Annotated in this window: 17 protein-coding genes; 2 read left to right on the top strand and 15 right to left on the bottom strand. The window is 42.0% G+C overall.

From position 1 onward, the window contains the following. Nucleotides 1-555 precede the first annotated feature (555 nt). Nucleotides 556-2043, top strand: coding sequence for a sodium-dependent transporter (locus tag PGX00_RS12330; protein ID WP_272136835.1), 1488 nt, complete (start codon nucleotides 556-558; stop codon nucleotides 2041-2043). Then, the gene (locus PGX00_RS12335; RefSeq protein ID WP_272136837.1) at nucleotides 2044-2145 is read left to right on the top strand and encodes a MetS family NSS transporter small subunit; all 102 of its coding nucleotides are present in this window, start codon (nucleotides 2044-2046) and stop codon (nucleotides 2143-2145) included. Between the two features lie 69 nt (nucleotides 2146-2214). Here the strand turns inward: PGX00_RS12335 and PGX00_RS12340 are convergent, their stop codons facing one another. The 15 genes from PGX00_RS12340 to yceD form a co-directional block, all read right to left on the bottom strand. Next, nucleotides 2215-2643 (bottom strand): hypothetical protein, encoded by a 429-nt coding sequence (locus PGX00_RS12340; RefSeq protein ID WP_272136839.1) that lies wholly within the window; start codon nucleotides 2641-2643, stop codon nucleotides 2215-2217. A gap of 182 nt (nucleotides 2644-2825) precedes the next feature. Then, nucleotides 2826-4259: a PTS glucose transporter subunit IIBC gene (gene ptsG, locus PGX00_RS12345; protein ID WP_272136841.1), complete on the bottom strand. Its 1434-nt coding sequence runs from the start codon at nucleotides 4257-4259 to the stop codon at nucleotides 2826-2828. 557 nt (nucleotides 4260-4816) lie between these two features. Beyond that, nucleotides 4817-5584, bottom strand: coding sequence for a TatD family hydrolase (locus PGX00_RS12350; RefSeq protein ID WP_272136843.1), 768 nt, complete (start codon nucleotides 5582-5584; stop codon nucleotides 4817-4819). Further along, a complete protein-coding gene (gene holB / locus PGX00_RS12355; RefSeq protein ID WP_272136845.1) occupies nucleotides 5575-6540 on the bottom strand; it encodes a DNA polymerase III subunit delta' in 966 nt (321 codons plus the stop codon). The genes PGX00_RS12350 and holB overlap by 10 nt, the downstream gene beginning before the upstream one ends. A 4-nt stretch (nucleotides 6541-6544) precedes the next feature. After that, the gene (gene tmk, locus PGX00_RS12360) at nucleotides 6545-7180 is read right to left on the bottom strand and encodes a dTMP kinase (RefSeq protein ID WP_272136847.1); all 636 of its coding nucleotides are present in this window, start codon (nucleotides 7178-7180) and stop codon (nucleotides 6545-6547) included. Further along, entirely contained in the window at nucleotides 7180-8193 is a 1014-nt protein-coding gene (gene mltG, locus PGX00_RS12365) for an endolytic transglycosylase MltG (RefSeq protein WP_272136849.1), read from the bottom strand. The genes tmk and mltG overlap by 1 nt, the downstream gene beginning before the upstream one ends. Then, entirely contained in the window at nucleotides 8190-8993 is an 804-nt protein-coding gene (pabC, locus tag PGX00_RS12370; RefSeq protein WP_272136851.1) for an aminodeoxychorismate lyase, read from the bottom strand. The genes mltG and pabC overlap by 4 nt, the downstream gene beginning before the upstream one ends. An 85-nt stretch (nucleotides 8994-9078) precedes the next feature. Further along, the gene (gene fabF, locus PGX00_RS12375) at nucleotides 9079-10320 is read right to left on the bottom strand and encodes a beta-ketoacyl-ACP synthase II (protein ID WP_272136853.1); all 1242 of its coding nucleotides are present in this window, start codon (nucleotides 10318-10320) and stop codon (nucleotides 9079-9081) included. A gap of 97 nt (nucleotides 10321-10417) precedes the next feature. Beyond that, on the bottom strand, nucleotides 10418-10651 hold the full coding sequence (gene acpP, locus PGX00_RS12380) for an acyl carrier protein (protein WP_225473360.1): 234 nt from the start codon (nucleotides 10649-10651) through the stop codon (nucleotides 10418-10420). Between the two features lie 167 nt (nucleotides 10652-10818). Beyond that, nucleotides 10819-11556 (bottom strand): 3-oxoacyl-ACP reductase FabG, encoded by a 738-nt coding sequence (fabG, locus tag PGX00_RS12385; protein WP_272136857.1) that lies wholly within the window; start codon nucleotides 11554-11556, stop codon nucleotides 10819-10821. 15 nt (nucleotides 11557-11571) lie between these two features. Continuing rightward, nucleotides 11572-12495, bottom strand: coding sequence for an ACP S-malonyltransferase (gene fabD / locus PGX00_RS12390; protein WP_272136859.1), 924 nt, complete (start codon nucleotides 12493-12495; stop codon nucleotides 11572-11574). Nucleotides 12496-12564: 69 nt separating this feature from the next. Continuing rightward, a complete protein-coding gene (locus PGX00_RS12395; RefSeq protein WP_272136861.1) occupies nucleotides 12565-13545 on the bottom strand; it encodes a beta-ketoacyl-ACP synthase III in 981 nt (326 codons plus the stop codon). Between the two features lie 5 nt (nucleotides 13546-13550). After that, a complete protein-coding gene (gene plsX, locus PGX00_RS12400) occupies nucleotides 13551-14591 on the bottom strand; it encodes a phosphate acyltransferase PlsX (RefSeq protein ID WP_272136863.1) in 1041 nt (346 codons plus the stop codon). 9 nt (nucleotides 14592-14600) lie between these two features. Continuing rightward, nucleotides 14601-14771, bottom strand: a complete 171-nt coding sequence (gene rpmF / locus PGX00_RS12405; RefSeq protein ID WP_272136865.1) for a 50S ribosomal protein L32 — start codon at nucleotides 14769-14771, stop codon at nucleotides 14601-14603. Between the two features lie 30 nt (nucleotides 14772-14801). Then, entirely contained in the window at nucleotides 14802-15326 is a 525-nt protein-coding gene (gene yceD, locus PGX00_RS12410) for a 23S rRNA accumulation protein YceD (protein ID WP_272136867.1), read from the bottom strand. Nucleotides 15327-15418 lie beyond the last annotated feature (92 nt).

Raw genomic sequence — 15418 nt, forward strand, 5'->3', positions numbered from 1 at the left:
CGCCATCAGAGGCAAATTTAGAATATGTTGTTGTAATCACACATCAACCTTGCGGTTTTTAAATGAGTTATAGGTGCTTCTAGTAATTATGTAGTCATAAAATCGTGCATATTGCACATTTTTCAGTCATACACTCTGCAGAGATAATTGGTAACATTATCTATTATTGAGCTCAATGTAAGATACAAACCCTAGGTTAGAGTAAAAATACAAACTTTTACCCCAATAAAGACTATTTTTTACACTTTTAACACCAAAAAAATTACATTTTTTAACAATCCATTTCTATTGCTTTACTCTACCTATCTCTGTAATCTCCACGTCATGCGCAGCTGATTATTTCAGATTTCGCAAACACACATCATATAATATAGAATAAAACTCTAAGATTTACCTTTTAAACTAGAGATAAAATCTAGTAACTAACAGAGATCACAGAACTAACTCCAATAATTATTACGTTATAGAGTTAATAATGTTATCAATGTTGACCTTGTATAACAGGGGGAAATGTAAGTGCTTCATAACTTAGAGTTTAGTAGTAAAGGAGTAACTATGAAGCGTGAACAGTGGGGATCCCGTGCAGGATTTATTCTTGCCGCAGTTGGATCGGCTATCGGCCTAGGAAACATCTGGCGTTTTCCTTATATGGCTTATGAAAATGGTGGTGGCGCCTTTTTAATTCCTTACCTTTTTGCCATGATCACCGCAGGTATCCCATTCATGATCCTAGAGTTCAGTATGGGTCAACGAAACCGTGGTTCAGCACCTATCACTCTAGCACGTATAAATGCTAAATTTGAGTGGTTAGGTTGGTTCCAAATCGGTGTTGCAGCAACGATTGCCGTATATTATGTAGCTGTAATTGGCTGGGCAATTTCATACTTAGGTATGTCATTTACTCAGGAATGGGGTACAGATACTAATGCATTCTTCTTTAGCGAATATCTAGGTTTAGGTGACAATTCACCAACTAACCTAGGTGGAATGCAGTGGGGAATTGCTGGTTCAATGTTGATTGCTTGGGCTATCACTTACGCAGCAATTGCTGGTGGCGTTAAAGCAGGAATCGAACGAGCAGCAAAAATCATGATGCCTGTTTTATTCATCATGGTGCTAGGCCTTATTGCTCGTATGATTTTCCTACCTGGTGCTATCGACGGTATTAACTACCTATTCGAACCTGACTTCAGTAAGTTGACAGATATGAAGGTGTGGGCTGCGGCTTATGGCCAAATCTTCTTCACTCTGAGTATCGGTTTTGCCATCATGCTTGCGTATTCAAGCTACCTACCAGAAAAGTCAGACATCAATAACAACGCATTTATGACGGTATTGATTAACTGTGGATTCTCAATCCTTGCAGGTATCATGATCTTCTCTGTTCTTGGTTACATGGCTGCAGAGCAAGGTAAACCACTAACAGAAGTTGTTAGTGCTGGTGTTGGCCTTGCATTTGTAACGCTACCGGCTGCTATCAACTTACTACCCGCTCCATATATCCTAGGTCCTTTGTTCTTCCTAGCGCTTGTGGTTGCTGGTTTAAGCTCGCAAATCTCTATCATGGAAGCGGTTGTATCCGCAATCATTGACAAATTAAACTGGTCACGTAAAAAAGCAGCAACTATCGTTTGCGGTACCGGCATGATTATCTCTATGGCTTTTGCTACCGATGGTGGCCTATTACTTCTAGACCTTGTGGATCATTTCGTTAACAACGTAGGTATCTTAACTAGCTGTCTAGTAGAAATTGTTCTTATGGCTTGGTTGGTTAAACTTTCTGATGTACGTGAGTATGTAAACAAAGTTTCTGATTTCACTATTAGTGGTTGGTTTGAAATCTGTTTACGTTTTATCACACCATTAGCACTTGCTCTTATCGTATACACTAAGTTCACTCATCTAATCTCAGAAGGTTATGGTGGTTATGCACAATTTGAGCTTATGACACTAGGTTGGGGTTTAATCGCTCTACTAGCGATTGTAGGTATCATCATTAACGTGGTTAGCAAACCGCAAAAACCTGTTGAAGCGGAGGCTTAAATGACTAGTGGTGCAATTATTATGATGGTTATCGGTCTAGGTATCACCTGGGGTGGAGCAGCTATCTGCATTAAAAAAGCGATGGATAACAACAATAAGTAACCATCTGCTCACTGTTTAGACAAACAGACAGAACAAAAAAAGCCAGCGACTGCTGGCTTTTTTATTGCTTTAAAAAGCATATCTTACACCAACTGCGGCACCCATACCTAAGTCTAACCCATTGGACTTAGACTTGTGCTTTAGCTGTGGATGAATCTGGGCATAAGCGTCCCAATTTGTAGCAAAGTCCCAATCTAAGCCTAAAGGTAACCTTGCTCCAAATTCGTCGCTATGATGATCCCAGCCCACCCAGCCACCAGCACCTACGTACCATGTAAATGGGAAGTCACTTCCTTCAAATTCACCTTTTCTGAAGATATAGTCGAACGCGATACCATCATTACCTACAGCCAGGTTCTTATTACCATCGACTTGAATTAGGACACTAAAACCTTGTTCAAAACCAAACCCAACAGCCAAAGGTGTCGGTTCCTTCGCCAGCGCACTAGACGCTACCAATAAAGAAACTGCCATTACTACTGCCAATTTTTTATTCATACTTTTTACCCGTTCACTTTCATCGATATATATGCATCGAATGTGAAAATACCAACCACACTAAATAGAATAATACGAAACAGACTATTCGACTTTTTTACTTATAGCTTTACAAGACGATCAAAAAAGGGAGACATCCGCCTCCCTTTATTCATTAACCTTAAATCAGACGAAACGGTGGTTTAACCGTGGTTACGGATCCACACATCCATATCGGTCTTCAAGTTGTCTGATTTCGTCCCAAATATCGCTTGAACACCACCAGCAACAACCACGACACCAGCAGCGCCGAGTTGCTTAAGCTTAGCTTGATCAACGGCTTCTTGGTTAGCGACTGAAACACGTAGGCGAGTAATACATGCATCTAGACCCGTGATGTTCTCTTTCCCACCAAAGGCAGCAACAAGTTCACCGGCCATCTCATTTTCTGAAACAGCGGCAACAACTTCGTCACTTTCGTCTTCTCTACCCGGTGTTTTAAGATCCAACGCTTTAATTACACCTCGGAATACAACATAATAAAGTGCAGCGTAAGCAAGGCCTAAACCTACCAGTAACATCATGTTCTCTGCACGAGGCGATTGAACAACGAAATCAATAAACCCATTAGAGAATGTATGCCCGTGAACCACACCTAAGCCATTTGTAATCATATAAGCGGCACCAGCCATTACTGCGTGGATAGCATAAAGTACAGGAGCAACAAATAAGAATGAGAATTCAATCGGTTCTGTAATACCAGTTAAGAACGAAGTCAGTGCGGCTGACACCATGATGCCCATTACTTTTGCACGATTCTCTGGTTTCGCTGAATGAGCAATAGCTAGCGCTGCTGCTGGTAGACCAAACATCTTGAATAAATAACCACCAGCTAATTGTCCAAAACCATTACCTGCCGCACGTGAAGCGTCATCAGCCGTTAAGAAACAAGTCATAATACCGTTTGCTTGCTCTCCAGCACCATTAACACAGCTACCTGCCTCATAGAAAAACGGTACGTTCCAGATGTGATGTAAACCAAATGGGATCAGAGCACGTTCAATAACGCCATAGATGCCAAACGCCGTAACTGGATTTTGGTATGCAGCCCAATCAGAAAACGCATCAATACCAGAACCAATTGGCTGCCAGATAAATGCAAGTATCACACCTAATGCGATAGCTAAGAAACCTGTAACAATTGGTACAAAACGCTTACCCGCGAAAAATCCAAGATAATCAGGCAGTCTAATAGTATAGAATCGGTTAAATGACCAAGCGGCAACTGAACCTGCTAAGATTCCACCAAGCACACCAGTATCGATGCTATCAACACCTAAAACACCTGCCATAACCGACAGTGTAGCAACCATAATGCCATAACCGACTATCGCGGCAAGGCCTGATACGCCATCATTATTAGTAAAGCCTAGAGCAACACCAACAGCAAAAAGCAATGGCATTTGGCCAAACACGGAACCACCAGCTTGCTCCATAAGATGAGAAACAATCTCTGGTAGCCAGCTAAAGTTAGCCGCACCAACACCCAGTAAAATACCTGCAACCGGAAGAACTGATACTGGAAGCATCAGCGCCTTACCAACTTTTTGCAGATTGGCAAAAAGGTTCTTAAACATATTTATGCTCCTGATAAGTTTGTAAAAATTGTTAAGGATATATCATGCTTTAATGTTAGTACCCTTAGAAAAGGTCACACGGTAAATTATTGCTTACCTCATCAGAGGTCTTACCCATGAGACACTTTTCTTACTTGCTCCCTTTTATCATTTTCTTTTATCAACCTTCGCATTAATAAATATATTTTTAGAGTGCTCAAATGTACCTTTATCTCTGATTCTCGATTGTGAAACCTGGCTTTTTAGCTATTTACACATAAAAAGCTCAACATAAATAGTTATAAACAACATAATTCGTTATTTATACACGGAATATTGCCTATAGAAACGTTTGTAATCACAATGTGTAAAGCGAAAATCAATGGCTCTAAACATGACAGAGGTATAAAGCAGAAAAAGTCTGAACCGTCAGGTTCAGACATCAAAGGGCTAGTTTATTCAAAGAACGTCTTTACTATGCGGACATGAGCGTATTAAGCAGTCTGCGGAAACACTTCTCGGTAACAAGCAGATCTAACTTGGTATTCGGATGACATTATTGAGTGGATAAAAATTTGTTACCTTAGGAAAAGATCTCTAAAGTTTTGCGTTGTTTTTTCGGCTACTTCAGTAAGTGATGTCGCCTTAAGCTGTGCAATATATTGAGCCACTTCCACAACGTAAGCCGGTTGATTTTGTTTTCCACGATGAGGAACTGGTGCGAGATACGGTGAATCCGTTTCAATGAGTAACCTATCTAGAGGTAGTTGTTTCACCACTTCTTTTAACGCAATGGCTTGTCGAAAAGTAACAATACCAGAGATAGAAATATAGAACCCCAGAGCCATCGCTCGCTGGGCAAATTCTAAATCTTCGGTAAAGCAATGAATAACACCACCACATTTTTCAGCGTGCCCGTTGGTTAAAATAGAAAGCGTATCTTCTCGCGCATCTCTGGTATGAATAATAAGAGGTTTATTCAACTCGACAGCCAATTCAACCTGTTGCTCAAATCGCTCTCTTTGAAGAGTCGCTGTTTCTGGTTTGTAGTGATAATCCAACCCAGTTTCACCAATCGCGACGACTTTCGGATGAGTAGCATATTGCCTTAAGTTTTCTAAAGTGAAAGGACTTTCTACATCAAGGGGATGCACACCACAAGAAGCGTGAACATTATCGTAAGGCGAAATCATCTCAATCATATTTGGAAAGGCGTCCAACGTTACACCTACCGACAATAATTCATTTACTTTCGCTTGAGTCGCTTTATCAATGACATCTTGGATGCCGTCATGTAGCTCTTCGTAATCTAATTTATCTAAGTGACAATGTGAATCTACGAACATATTTCCTCTTGAAGTTCTATTAACCAGTTAGTCAACAATAATTCAGCATTAAGCCCTGTAAAATGTTCTAGCTGATTTTTCATTTTATTTATGGATAGCATTGCATTATAAGCCGCCGAATAGTGGACCAAATCTGCCAGCTCTGCACTTTTTTCACACATACCGAGTTCACTACTACCAAAATGTACCTTTTGAATATCACTCATTATTATGGCTAGCCACGACAGTCTTTCAACTGGGTTATCTTTAACCGACAACCAGACTTGATTGTAATCTGCTCCTTGCGAACTCAGCAGGTTATGCAAAGCTAGTTCTACTTTTTTAAAATCGAGATAAGTTTTCTGTTCAAAAAATTCTAACGCTTTTAATGGAGCACCATTACATAGACGAATTCCAACGTAGTTACATGGCTGATTTGTTTGAGACAATAGCCATTGATAGCTCTCTTCCAGTTTTGGTTCAGAGATAGTCCATTTTTGACAACGGCTAATTATTGTCGGTAACAGCCTATGGCTATTATGAGCAAGCAACAAAAAGACACAATTATCAGCAGGCGATTCTAGTGTTTTTAACAGCGCGTTCGACGCAGATTCATTCATCGCATCGGCTGGAGTAATAATAATCACGCGCTTACCTGCAAGTTGAGATGATTCTAACGCCCATTGATTGCAAGCACGGATTTGATCAACAGTAATTGATTTACCTTCTTTCTCAGGAGAGATCCAATGAATATCTGGGTGGTTACCTGATTTCGCTAATTCACAAGAATGACAAAATCCGCACGGTTCTGCCGTGGAATGACTACATACCAGAGTATGAACAAACAGCTCCGCTAATTTTTTAATTCCGCTTCCTTGAGGAGCACTGCATAGCATTGCGCCTGACACTCTGTGGGTCTCACTCAACGCCTGCCATTTGCCCCATAAAGGCTGTAACCACGGATAGATATCTGGCATAAAGCTACCTGTTCACCTTAAACCAATCAATCAACACCTGTTTAATGCTCGCCGCTACCTGTTCGATATTTTGGCTAGCATCAATGATCATTACTGAGTCATCGGCTTTGGAAAGCTCCAAATAACGTTCTCGTGAACGATCAAAAAAACTAATGTCATTTTTCTCTATTCTGTCTAACTCTCCGCGGCCACGAGCTCTTTCAAGGCCTAAACGTGGATCTAAATCCAGATACAATGTGAGATCTGGCTTAAATTCACCAAGAGTGACCCGCTTCAGGCTCTGCATCGTATCCAAGGGGATCTGACGACCACCGCCTTGATATGCTTGAGAAGACATATCATGTCGGTCTCCAACAACCCACTTACCGCTCTCCAATGCAGGTTTAATGATGTTTTCAACTAATTGAACCCGAGCCGCATACATAAGAAGTAACTCGGTCATATCTTGTAATACTTCGCCCTGGTGTTCTTCTTTTACCAATGCTCGCATTTTTTCTGCTAGGACCGTTCCTCCAGGTTCTCTGGTGTTCACTACCTGTTCGATACCTTGTTGCTCTAATACTTCTTTGATTGCGGCGATCGCGGTACTTTTACCAGCACCTTCTAATCCTTCAACAACAATAAATTTGGCTTTAGTCATTATTTTTTTCTTAATTGTTTTAAATAATTTTGTACTGCTCGATTGTGTTCTTTCAAACTCTTAGAAAACACATGTCCACCTTTACCACTGGCGACAAAATAGAGATAACGTGTTTCATCAGGGTTCAGTGCGGCCTCAATAGACGCCTTACCTGCCATCGCAATAGGCGTTGGTGGTAAACCATTTATCGTATAAGTATTGTATGGCGTTGGTGTTTGTAGATCTTTCTTACGGATATTTCCGGTATATTTGTCACCCATACCATAAATAACTGTGGGATCGGTCTGTAAACGCATTCTGCGATTAAGTCGGTTTACAAATACAGAAGCGACTTTAGTTCGTTCACTCTCTACTGCTGTTTCTTTTTCAATGATCGAGGCGAGAATCAAGGCCTCATACGGTGTTTTAAGCGGTATCTCTTTTGGTCGATTTCCCCACGCTTTGTCTAATACTCTGTTCAGGTTTTGATGCGATCGCGTCAAAATATCCAGATCAGACATACCAGCCGTGTAATGGTAAGTTTCTGCTAGAAAAAGACCTTCCAGTTTTGTCTGTTCTATACCCAGTTTTGTCGCAATATCCGATTCTGACAATTCGGTTATTTCATGTTTTAGCGACTTAGCTTCGGCCAGTGTGGTTCTCCATTCACTAAAGCGACTTCCTTCAATAAAGGTAATCGTAAATTGATGCTCTTTACCTTTGGATATAAAAACAACGGCATCGCTCAAAGACATATCTGGCTGAATTAAAAAAGTGCCTGCTTTTACGTTTGTTAGCTCTGGATGAAACCTTCGTACTAATTTGGAATAACTGCTTGAGTTAACCCAGCCTAAAGACTCTAACTTAGTCAGTACTGCCTGAAAACTGCTACCGCTTTCAATTGTGATAATTTCTGGTTCTGTTATAGAAAGAGGTTGATATATATAAATATTTACCTGTTTCTCAACATAAAAATAGCCGCTAACTGCCATTCCAATAGCCACTAATAATAAAACCAACAGTTTTTTAATCACGAATGTAGATTCTCCTGAAAATGTCGTGTTATCGCTCCAATCGGAAAAAACAACTTATCTATTTTGGTTACCGGTGCGACACCAAGTATTGAATTAGTTATAAAAATCTCATCTGCATCTAAGAGGTGAGCAAGTGAAAAATTACCTATAGATACCTCTAGACCACTATCTTGTGCACTGTTTAAGATAACCCTTCGAATAATGCCTGCTACACCACTCAAATGTAAACTAGGGGTATGCAATACATCATTCTTAGACCAAAACAGATTAGCCATCGTCGTTTCAACCACATGGTCATAGATATTCATCACCACACCGTCTTGAAATTCCGATTGATCCATCTCTCTCTTTAGAAGAACCTGTTCCAACCGATTATTATGCTTATGCCCTGCAAGTAGCGGCATTATACCTAGCTTGTGTTGACACACACCTAAATCAACACCTTTTTTCTGCCAATCTAAATAATGAGGGGGATAGGAAAAAGAACTGATCGTTATTGTACTCGATCCGGTTCCAACAGAACTGTAACCTCTTCCACCTTCTCCTCTGCTAATGTGCAACTTTAAACCTGCCAAAGTCTCTAAGAGAGCCGCTTGATCCAACCAGGCTTTAACCTGCTCCCAGTCTGGCATTTTTATCGCCAGTAAATCCAAACAAGACTGCATTCTTTCAATATGCAAAGGCCATTGCTGTATCTCACCATTTTTAGTGAGAATAGTGGTAAAACAGCCATCACCATACTGAAAGGACCTATCAGAAAGCGATACCATTGACGCTGGTTGTCCATTAACCCAAAACATCGATTACTGTACCTATTCAAAAATCAGCAAAAAAAACGGCTTAATGCTGAGCATTAAGCCGCCGTTAAGCTAGTTTAATCGACTATTACATCTTTTTAAAGATGAGCGAGCCGTTAGTTCCACCAAAACCAAATGAGTTACACAGAGCATACTCCATGTCCACTTTACGTGCGGTATGTGGTACTAAATCTAAATCACACTCTTCGTCTGGATTATCTAAGTTAATCGTTGGCGGTACGATTTGATCGACCAACGCCATCGCAGTGATGATCGCTTCTACAGAACCCGCGGCGCCAAGCAAGTGGCCAGTCATCGATTTTGTCGATGAAACCAACACTTGTTTAGACCCTGCTTCACCCAAGGCGCGTTTGACACCTCGTAATTCAGCAACATCACCAGCCGGTGTGGACGTGCCATGAGCATTGATATAACCGACCTGTTCGCCAGTAATACCTGCATCACGCATGGCCGCTTCCATTGCAAGGGCACCACCTGATCCATCAGCACTTGGTGATGTCATATGATAGGCGTCGCCACTCATACCAAAACCAACCACTTCACAGTATATTTTCGCACCACGTGCTTTGGCGTGTTCGTACTCTTCTAATACCATCATGCCTGCACCATCACCAAGAACAAAACCGTCACGGTCTTTATCCCAAGGTCTAGAAGCCTTAGAAGGGTCATCATTACGAGTAGAGAGAGCTTTGGCTGCGCCAAAACCACCCATTCCGAGGGGAGTCGATGCTTTTTCAGCTCCACCTGCGACCATTGCTTCTGCATCGCCGTATGCAATCATACGGGCGGCATGACCAATATTATGTAAGCCAGTAGTACAGGCTGTAGAGATAGCAATATTTGGACCGCGAAGCCTTCTCATGATAGAGAGGTTGCCTGCTATCATATTGACGATAGTCGAAGGTACAAAAAACGGGCTAATCTTTCTAGGCCCACGCTCAGTAAGCGCCTTATGACCAGATTCAATTAGACCAAGCCCACCAATACCAGAACCAATTGCAACGCCAATACGTGCTGCATTTTCTTCAGTAACAGTGAAACCTGAATCATCTAGCGCTTGTATACCTGCGGCGATGCCGTATTGGATGAATAAATCCATCTTACGAGCTTCTTTTTTTGACATATACTCTTCGCAGTTAAAGTCTTTGACTAAACCTGCAAAACGAGTTGTAAATTCGGATGTATCAAAGTGTTCGATATCTACGATACCACTTTGACCTGCTAGCAGAGCTTTCCATGATGATTCTACGGTGTTGCCTACCGGTGACAACATACCCATGCCAGTGACAACTACACGACGCTTGGACACGATACTTTTCTCCGGAATTGAATGAATGAATAGATGAGAAATTGAGAGTTTTTAGATAAAACTCAGGCGGTCAAGGTTGACCGCCTGGGAGAGAATATTACTGAGCGCTGTTAACGTAGTCGATTGCAGCTTGAACAGTAGTAATTTTCTCAGCTTCTTCGTCTGGAATCTCAGTATCGAATTCTTCTTCTAGAGCCATTACTAGCTCAACTGTATCCAAAGAATCAGCACCTAGATCGTCAACAAATGAAGCTTCGTTCTTAACTTCTGCTTCGTCCACACCTAGTTGTTCAATAATGATTTTCTTTACGCGTTCTTCGATGTTGCTCATTTTTTCTTTTCCTTTACAGACTTCGCGTTATGCGATGTTTTCCGTAGTTTATTCAAACTTTTAAAAGTTGCAAGAGTGTGATCGCTGGTCAAACCACAATTTTTACGATTTTGACCGAAAATTCATACATTTTTGACTTAAATCATGCACAAAACATAGTACAAAATTTAAACCATGTACATTCCACCGTTCACATGAAGTGTTTCACCAGTGATATATGCCGCATCTGGAGAAGCTAAAAATGCTACCGCTGCTGCAATTTCACGTGGGTCACCTAAGCGTCCCGCAGGTACCTGAGATAGTGTAGCAGCACGCTGCTCATCATTCAGTGCTTTTGTCATGTCCGTTTCTATAAAACCGGGTGCAACAGTATTAACCGTTACACCACGTGAGCCAACTTCACGTGCCATAGACTTAGTAAAACCAATTACGCCAGCTTTCGCCGCAGCATAGTTAGCTTGACCTGCGTTACCCATAGTTCCGACAACAGAACCAACATTAATAATACGTCCATTACGTTTTTTCATCATGCCGCGCAATACTGCTTTAGACAATCTGAAAATAGACGTAAGGTTAGTATCCATGATATCCGTCCATTCGTCATCTTTCATACGCATCAATAGATTATCACGAGTAATACCAGCATTGTTAACTAAAATATCTAAACTGCCAAATTCTGTCGTGATCGTTTTGATAACATCTACGACCGAATCTGGTTCAGTGACATTAAGCGCAAGACCTTTACCCTTTTCGCCTAGGTATTCACTAATAGCAACCGCACCACTTTCGCTTGTTGCTGTACCAATGACTGTAGCACCGCGCTCCACAAGAAGTTCTGCGATCGCACGTCCAATACCACGGCTTGCACCAGTAACTAGTGCTATTTTGCCTTCTAGGTTTTTCATTTACTATCTCTCTTATTACTTAACCGCTTCCAAAGAAGCAGAGTCATTTACTGCCGCTGCGGTAAGTGTTTTTACAATTCTTTTTGTTAAGCCCGTTAAAACTTTGCCTGGGCCAAGCTCATACAATTTTTCAACACCGTCATCACTCATCTTTTGTACGCACTCAGTCCAACGAACTGGGCTATGAAGTTGACGCACAAGTGCTTGTTTGATCTTTTCTGGATCGGACTCGGCAATAACATCGACATTGTTAATCACAGGTATAACTGGTGTATTAAATTCAATATCTTTTAACGCTATCTCTAGCTTATCCGCTGCAGGTTGCATTAATGCACAGTGAGACGGAACGGAAACAGGCAGTGGTAATGCTCTCTTTGCGCCCGCTTCTTTACAAAGTACACCTGCTCTTTCGACTGCGGCTTTATTACCTGCAATCACAACCTGACCTGGAGAGTTGAAGTTAACTGGAGAAACCACTTCACCTTGTGCCGCTTCTTCACACGCTTTTGCGATCGACTCGTCATCTAGACCAATTATCGCGTACATGGCGCCAACACCTGCAGGAACGGCTTCTTGCATTAATTGACCACGGAGCTCAACCAGCTTAATCGCTTGCTGAAAATCAATTACACCTGCGCAGACAAGTGCTGAATACTCACCTAAACTGTGTCCTGCTAAGTTAGCAGGTTGTTCCATGCCCTGCTCTTGCCATACGTGCCAAATAGCGACAGAGGTTGCGAGTAGCGCAGGTTGTGTACGAAAAGTCTGGTTTAGGTCTTCTGCAGGCCCAGATTGAACCAAAGCCCACAAGTCATAACCCAAGGCTTCGGAAGCCTGAGCAAATGTCTGTTTTACGACATCAAATTGTTCGCCAAGCTCGGCTAACATGCCAACAACTTGAGAACCCTGACCTGGAAATACGATAGCAAATTTGCTCATAGTTATTTTCCCTTAAGCAATGCATTAATAATTGAAATAGATGGGACAACTCCCAACTACAGAATCTATTTAAAACTTGATGAGCGCAGAGCCCCAAGTAAAACCACCACCAAACGCTTCTAGCAAGATAACTTGCCCACGTTGAATTCGACCATCGCGTACAGCTTCATCTAATGCCGTAGGTACCGTGGCAGCGGAAGTATTGCCATGGCGATCAAGCGTAATAACCACTTGCTCCAATGGCAAAGACAGTTTTTTAGCCGTTGCGGATATGATTCTTAGGTTTGCTTGATGAGGTACTAGCCAATCAAGCTCGGATTTATCCATACCGTTCGCCTTTAACGTCTCTTTGACTAAACGCGAAAGTTGAGTAACCGCAACTTTAAACACTTCATTACCAGCCATATGGAGCCAGCTATTGATGTCGTCTGTATGAACAAAATCACTTTCACTCGCATTTTTTCGGCCTGGATATTTAAGGCTTAGCAAATCACCAAAACGCCCGTCCGCATTGATATGCGTAGAAAGAATTCCTTGCTCTTCGCTTGCTCCAACCACCACAGCACCAGCTGCGTCACCAAATAAAATGATGGTTCCACGGTCAGAAGGATCACATGTTTTAGATAGAGTATCAGCCCCAACCACTAACACGTTTTTACACATACCGGTTTTAATATGCTGATCAGCGACAGAGAGTGCATAGACAAACCCTGAACAAGCCGCTGCCATATCAAAAGCAGGGCAGTGTTTAATACCTAATTTAGCTTGGACCTGACACGCCGCTGATGGGAAGGCATGTGAACCACTGGTCGTCGCGACGATGATCATATCGATATCATTCTTGTCTATACCCGCCATATCGATTGCGTTCTGAGAAGCTATCGTTGCCATATCAGCTACGGTTTCATCTGGCGCAGAAATACGACGTTCGCGTATTCCTGTTCTTGTTACGATCCACTCATCGCTGGTATTTACCATTTTTTCTAGGTCTGCGTTTGTGCGCACCTCAGATGGCAGATAACTGCCCGTACCTAATATTTTACTGTACATATAGACTAATAATGCCTCTCGAGTAAAACCGCTTCTAAGCGGTCACTAATACGACTTGGTACTTGTTGCTTAACTTCGTGTACTGCTTCACCAATTGCATTGATAATAGCAGCCACATCAGCACTTCCATGACTCTTTATCACAATACCGCGCAATCCTAACAAACTTGCGCCGTTATACTGGTCGGGGTTCAACTGTTTTATTTCTTCTATTAGTCCAGAAAATAACTTTCTGGCAATCCAACCCTTTAAATTTGATGTTGTCATGTGCTCTTTAAGTTTACCAATAAAAAGATGTGCAACACCCTCAGTCGCCTTTAAACAGACATTACCGACAAATCCATCGCACACGACAACATCTGCAGCATCATGAAGTAACTGATTCCCTTCAATGTACCCGCTAAAATTAACCGATTTAGTTTGGCTAAGCATTTCAGCGCACCTTTTAACTAAATCATTTCCTTTAATCTCTTCTTCACCAATATTGAGTATAGCCACTCGTGGTGGTCTATCTAAATGCACTTCCGCTAGTGCCCCACCCATTACTGCAAATTGGAACAAGGTGTCCGCGTCAACCGACACATTTGCCCCAAGGTCTAACAACCACGTTTTGTTACCTAATGCGGTTGGAAGAGCTGTCACTAAAGCCGGTCTCTCAATGCCAGGTAATAATTTGAGTCTAAATCGAGACAGTGCCATTAAAGCACCGGTATTACCGCCACTTAAACAGGCGTCAGCGTCGCCGTCAGCAACCGCATCGATTGCGATACGCATCGAGGTGCCAGCACTGTTTCTTAAAGCAAGGGACGGTTTTTCAGAATTAGATATAACTCGTTCACTATGAGAAATAGTTAAACGATTATTAATTGATTGGTCTTCTAATGCATACCCAAGCCGAGATAGCTCAGATGTGATCATAGGTTGATCACCGACTAGAATCACTTTTAGCTCTGGGAAATGCGACAGTGCCTGCACGACGGCAGGCACTGTTACGCGAGGACCAAAATCCCCGCCCATTGCATCAAGTGCAACGGTAATAGCTTTCAAAGGTCAACCTTACTTGTTGATAACCTTTTTGCCACGGTAGTAACCGTCAACAGTCACGTTGTGACGTAGGTGAGTTTCACCTGAAGTTGCGTCTACAGAAAGTGCAGCTGTAGTTAGCGCATCGTGTGAACGACGCATGCCACGCATTGAACGTGATTTTTTGCTCTTTTGTACGGCCATGGACCCTACTCCTTTGTCTATACTTAAAGTTTATCGCTTTAAGCTCTTTAAAACATCAAATGGATTCGGTTTATCTTCTTCAACTTCTTTCGGAAGTTCACCAAACACCAAGTTATCTGAATTAACGCTACAATCCGCTTCATCGTGCATTGCCACTTGAGGCAAACCAAGAATGAACTCGTCTTCAACTAGTTGTATGAGATCGACCTCACCATACTCGTTCCGATCTACCAAATCGTACTCTTCTGGTGCGTCCACTTCACTTTCATCACTGCGTACAGGGGTGTAGGTGAATTGCACTTCGCACTCATGTGCGAAAATCTCGTTACAACGCTGACACTCTAAATCGACTTCCACGTTAGCTTTACCAGAGATAACGGTTAATCGTTGTTCATCTATCTCAAAGGACAATGAGACTTCTGCGTCGCGTTTTACGCCTGCGGTCGTCTCAGCTAAGCGCTTGAATAAACTAGGTTGGATGACACCATCGTAATCTAGTCTTTTCTGTGCAGCTTTTGCCGGATCTACCGTGCGTGGAATTTTTACCTTTTGCATAGGGCGCGAATAATATATTTCTAATCGCCTTGAGTCAAAGGAAAAGTGAAAAAGTTACGCTTTTTTTAATTATCGTTTATCCTGTTGCTATT

The organism is Vibrio algarum (assembly GCF_028204155.1).
GTDB lineage: Bacteria > Pseudomonadota > Gammaproteobacteria > Enterobacterales > Vibrionaceae > Vibrio > Vibrio algarum.

Bases quoted from the DNA above. Each gene is read 5' to 3' on its own strand.
- PGX00_RS12330 (WP_272136835.1), top strand. From the start codon at position 556: ATGAAGCGTGAACAGTGGGGATCCCGTGCAGGATTTATTCTTGCCGCA.
- PGX00_RS12335 (WP_272136837.1), top strand. From the start codon at position 2,044: ATGACTAGTGGTGCAATTATTATGATGGTTATCGGTCTAGGTATCACC.
- PGX00_RS12340 (WP_272136839.1), bottom strand. From the start codon at position 2,643: ATGAATAAAAAATTGGCAGTAGTAATGGCAGTTTCTTTATTGGTAGCG.
- ptsG (WP_272136841.1), bottom strand. From the start codon at position 4,259: ATGTTTAAGAACCTTTTTGCCAATCTGCAAAAAGTTGGTAAGGCGCTG.
- PGX00_RS12350 (WP_272136843.1), bottom strand. From the start codon at position 5,584: ATGTTCGTAGATTCACATTGTCACTTAGATAAATTAGATTACGAAGAG.
- holB (WP_272136845.1), bottom strand. From the start codon at position 6,540: ATGCCAGATATCTATCCGTGGTTACAGCCTTTATGGGGCAAATGGCAG.
- tmk (WP_272136847.1), bottom strand. From the start codon at position 7,180: ATGACTAAAGCCAAATTTATTGTTGTTGAAGGATTAGAAGGTGCTGGT.
- pabC (WP_272136851.1), bottom strand. From the start codon at position 8,993: ATGTTTTGGGTTAATGGACAACCAGCGTCAATGGTATCGCTTTCTGAT.
- acpP (WP_225473360.1), bottom strand. From the start codon at position 10,651: ATGAGCAACATCGAAGAACGCGTAAAGAAAATCATTATTGAACAACTA.
- fabG (WP_272136857.1), bottom strand. From the start codon at position 11,556: ATGAAAAACCTAGAAGGCAAAATAGCACTAGTTACTGGTGCAAGCCGT.
- fabD (WP_272136859.1), bottom strand. From the start codon at position 12,495: ATGAGCAAATTTGCTATCGTATTTCCAGGTCAGGGTTCTCAAGTTGTT.
- PGX00_RS12395 (WP_272136861.1), bottom strand. From the start codon at position 13,545: ATGTACAGTAAAATATTAGGTACGGGCAGTTATCTGCCATCTGAGGTG.
- rpmF (WP_272136865.1), bottom strand. From the start codon at position 14,771: ATGGCCGTACAAAAGAGCAAAAAATCACGTTCAATGCGTGGCATGCGT.
- yceD (WP_272136867.1), bottom strand. From the start codon at position 15,326: ATGCAAAAGGTAAAAATTCCACGCACGGTAGATCCGGCAAAAGCTGCA.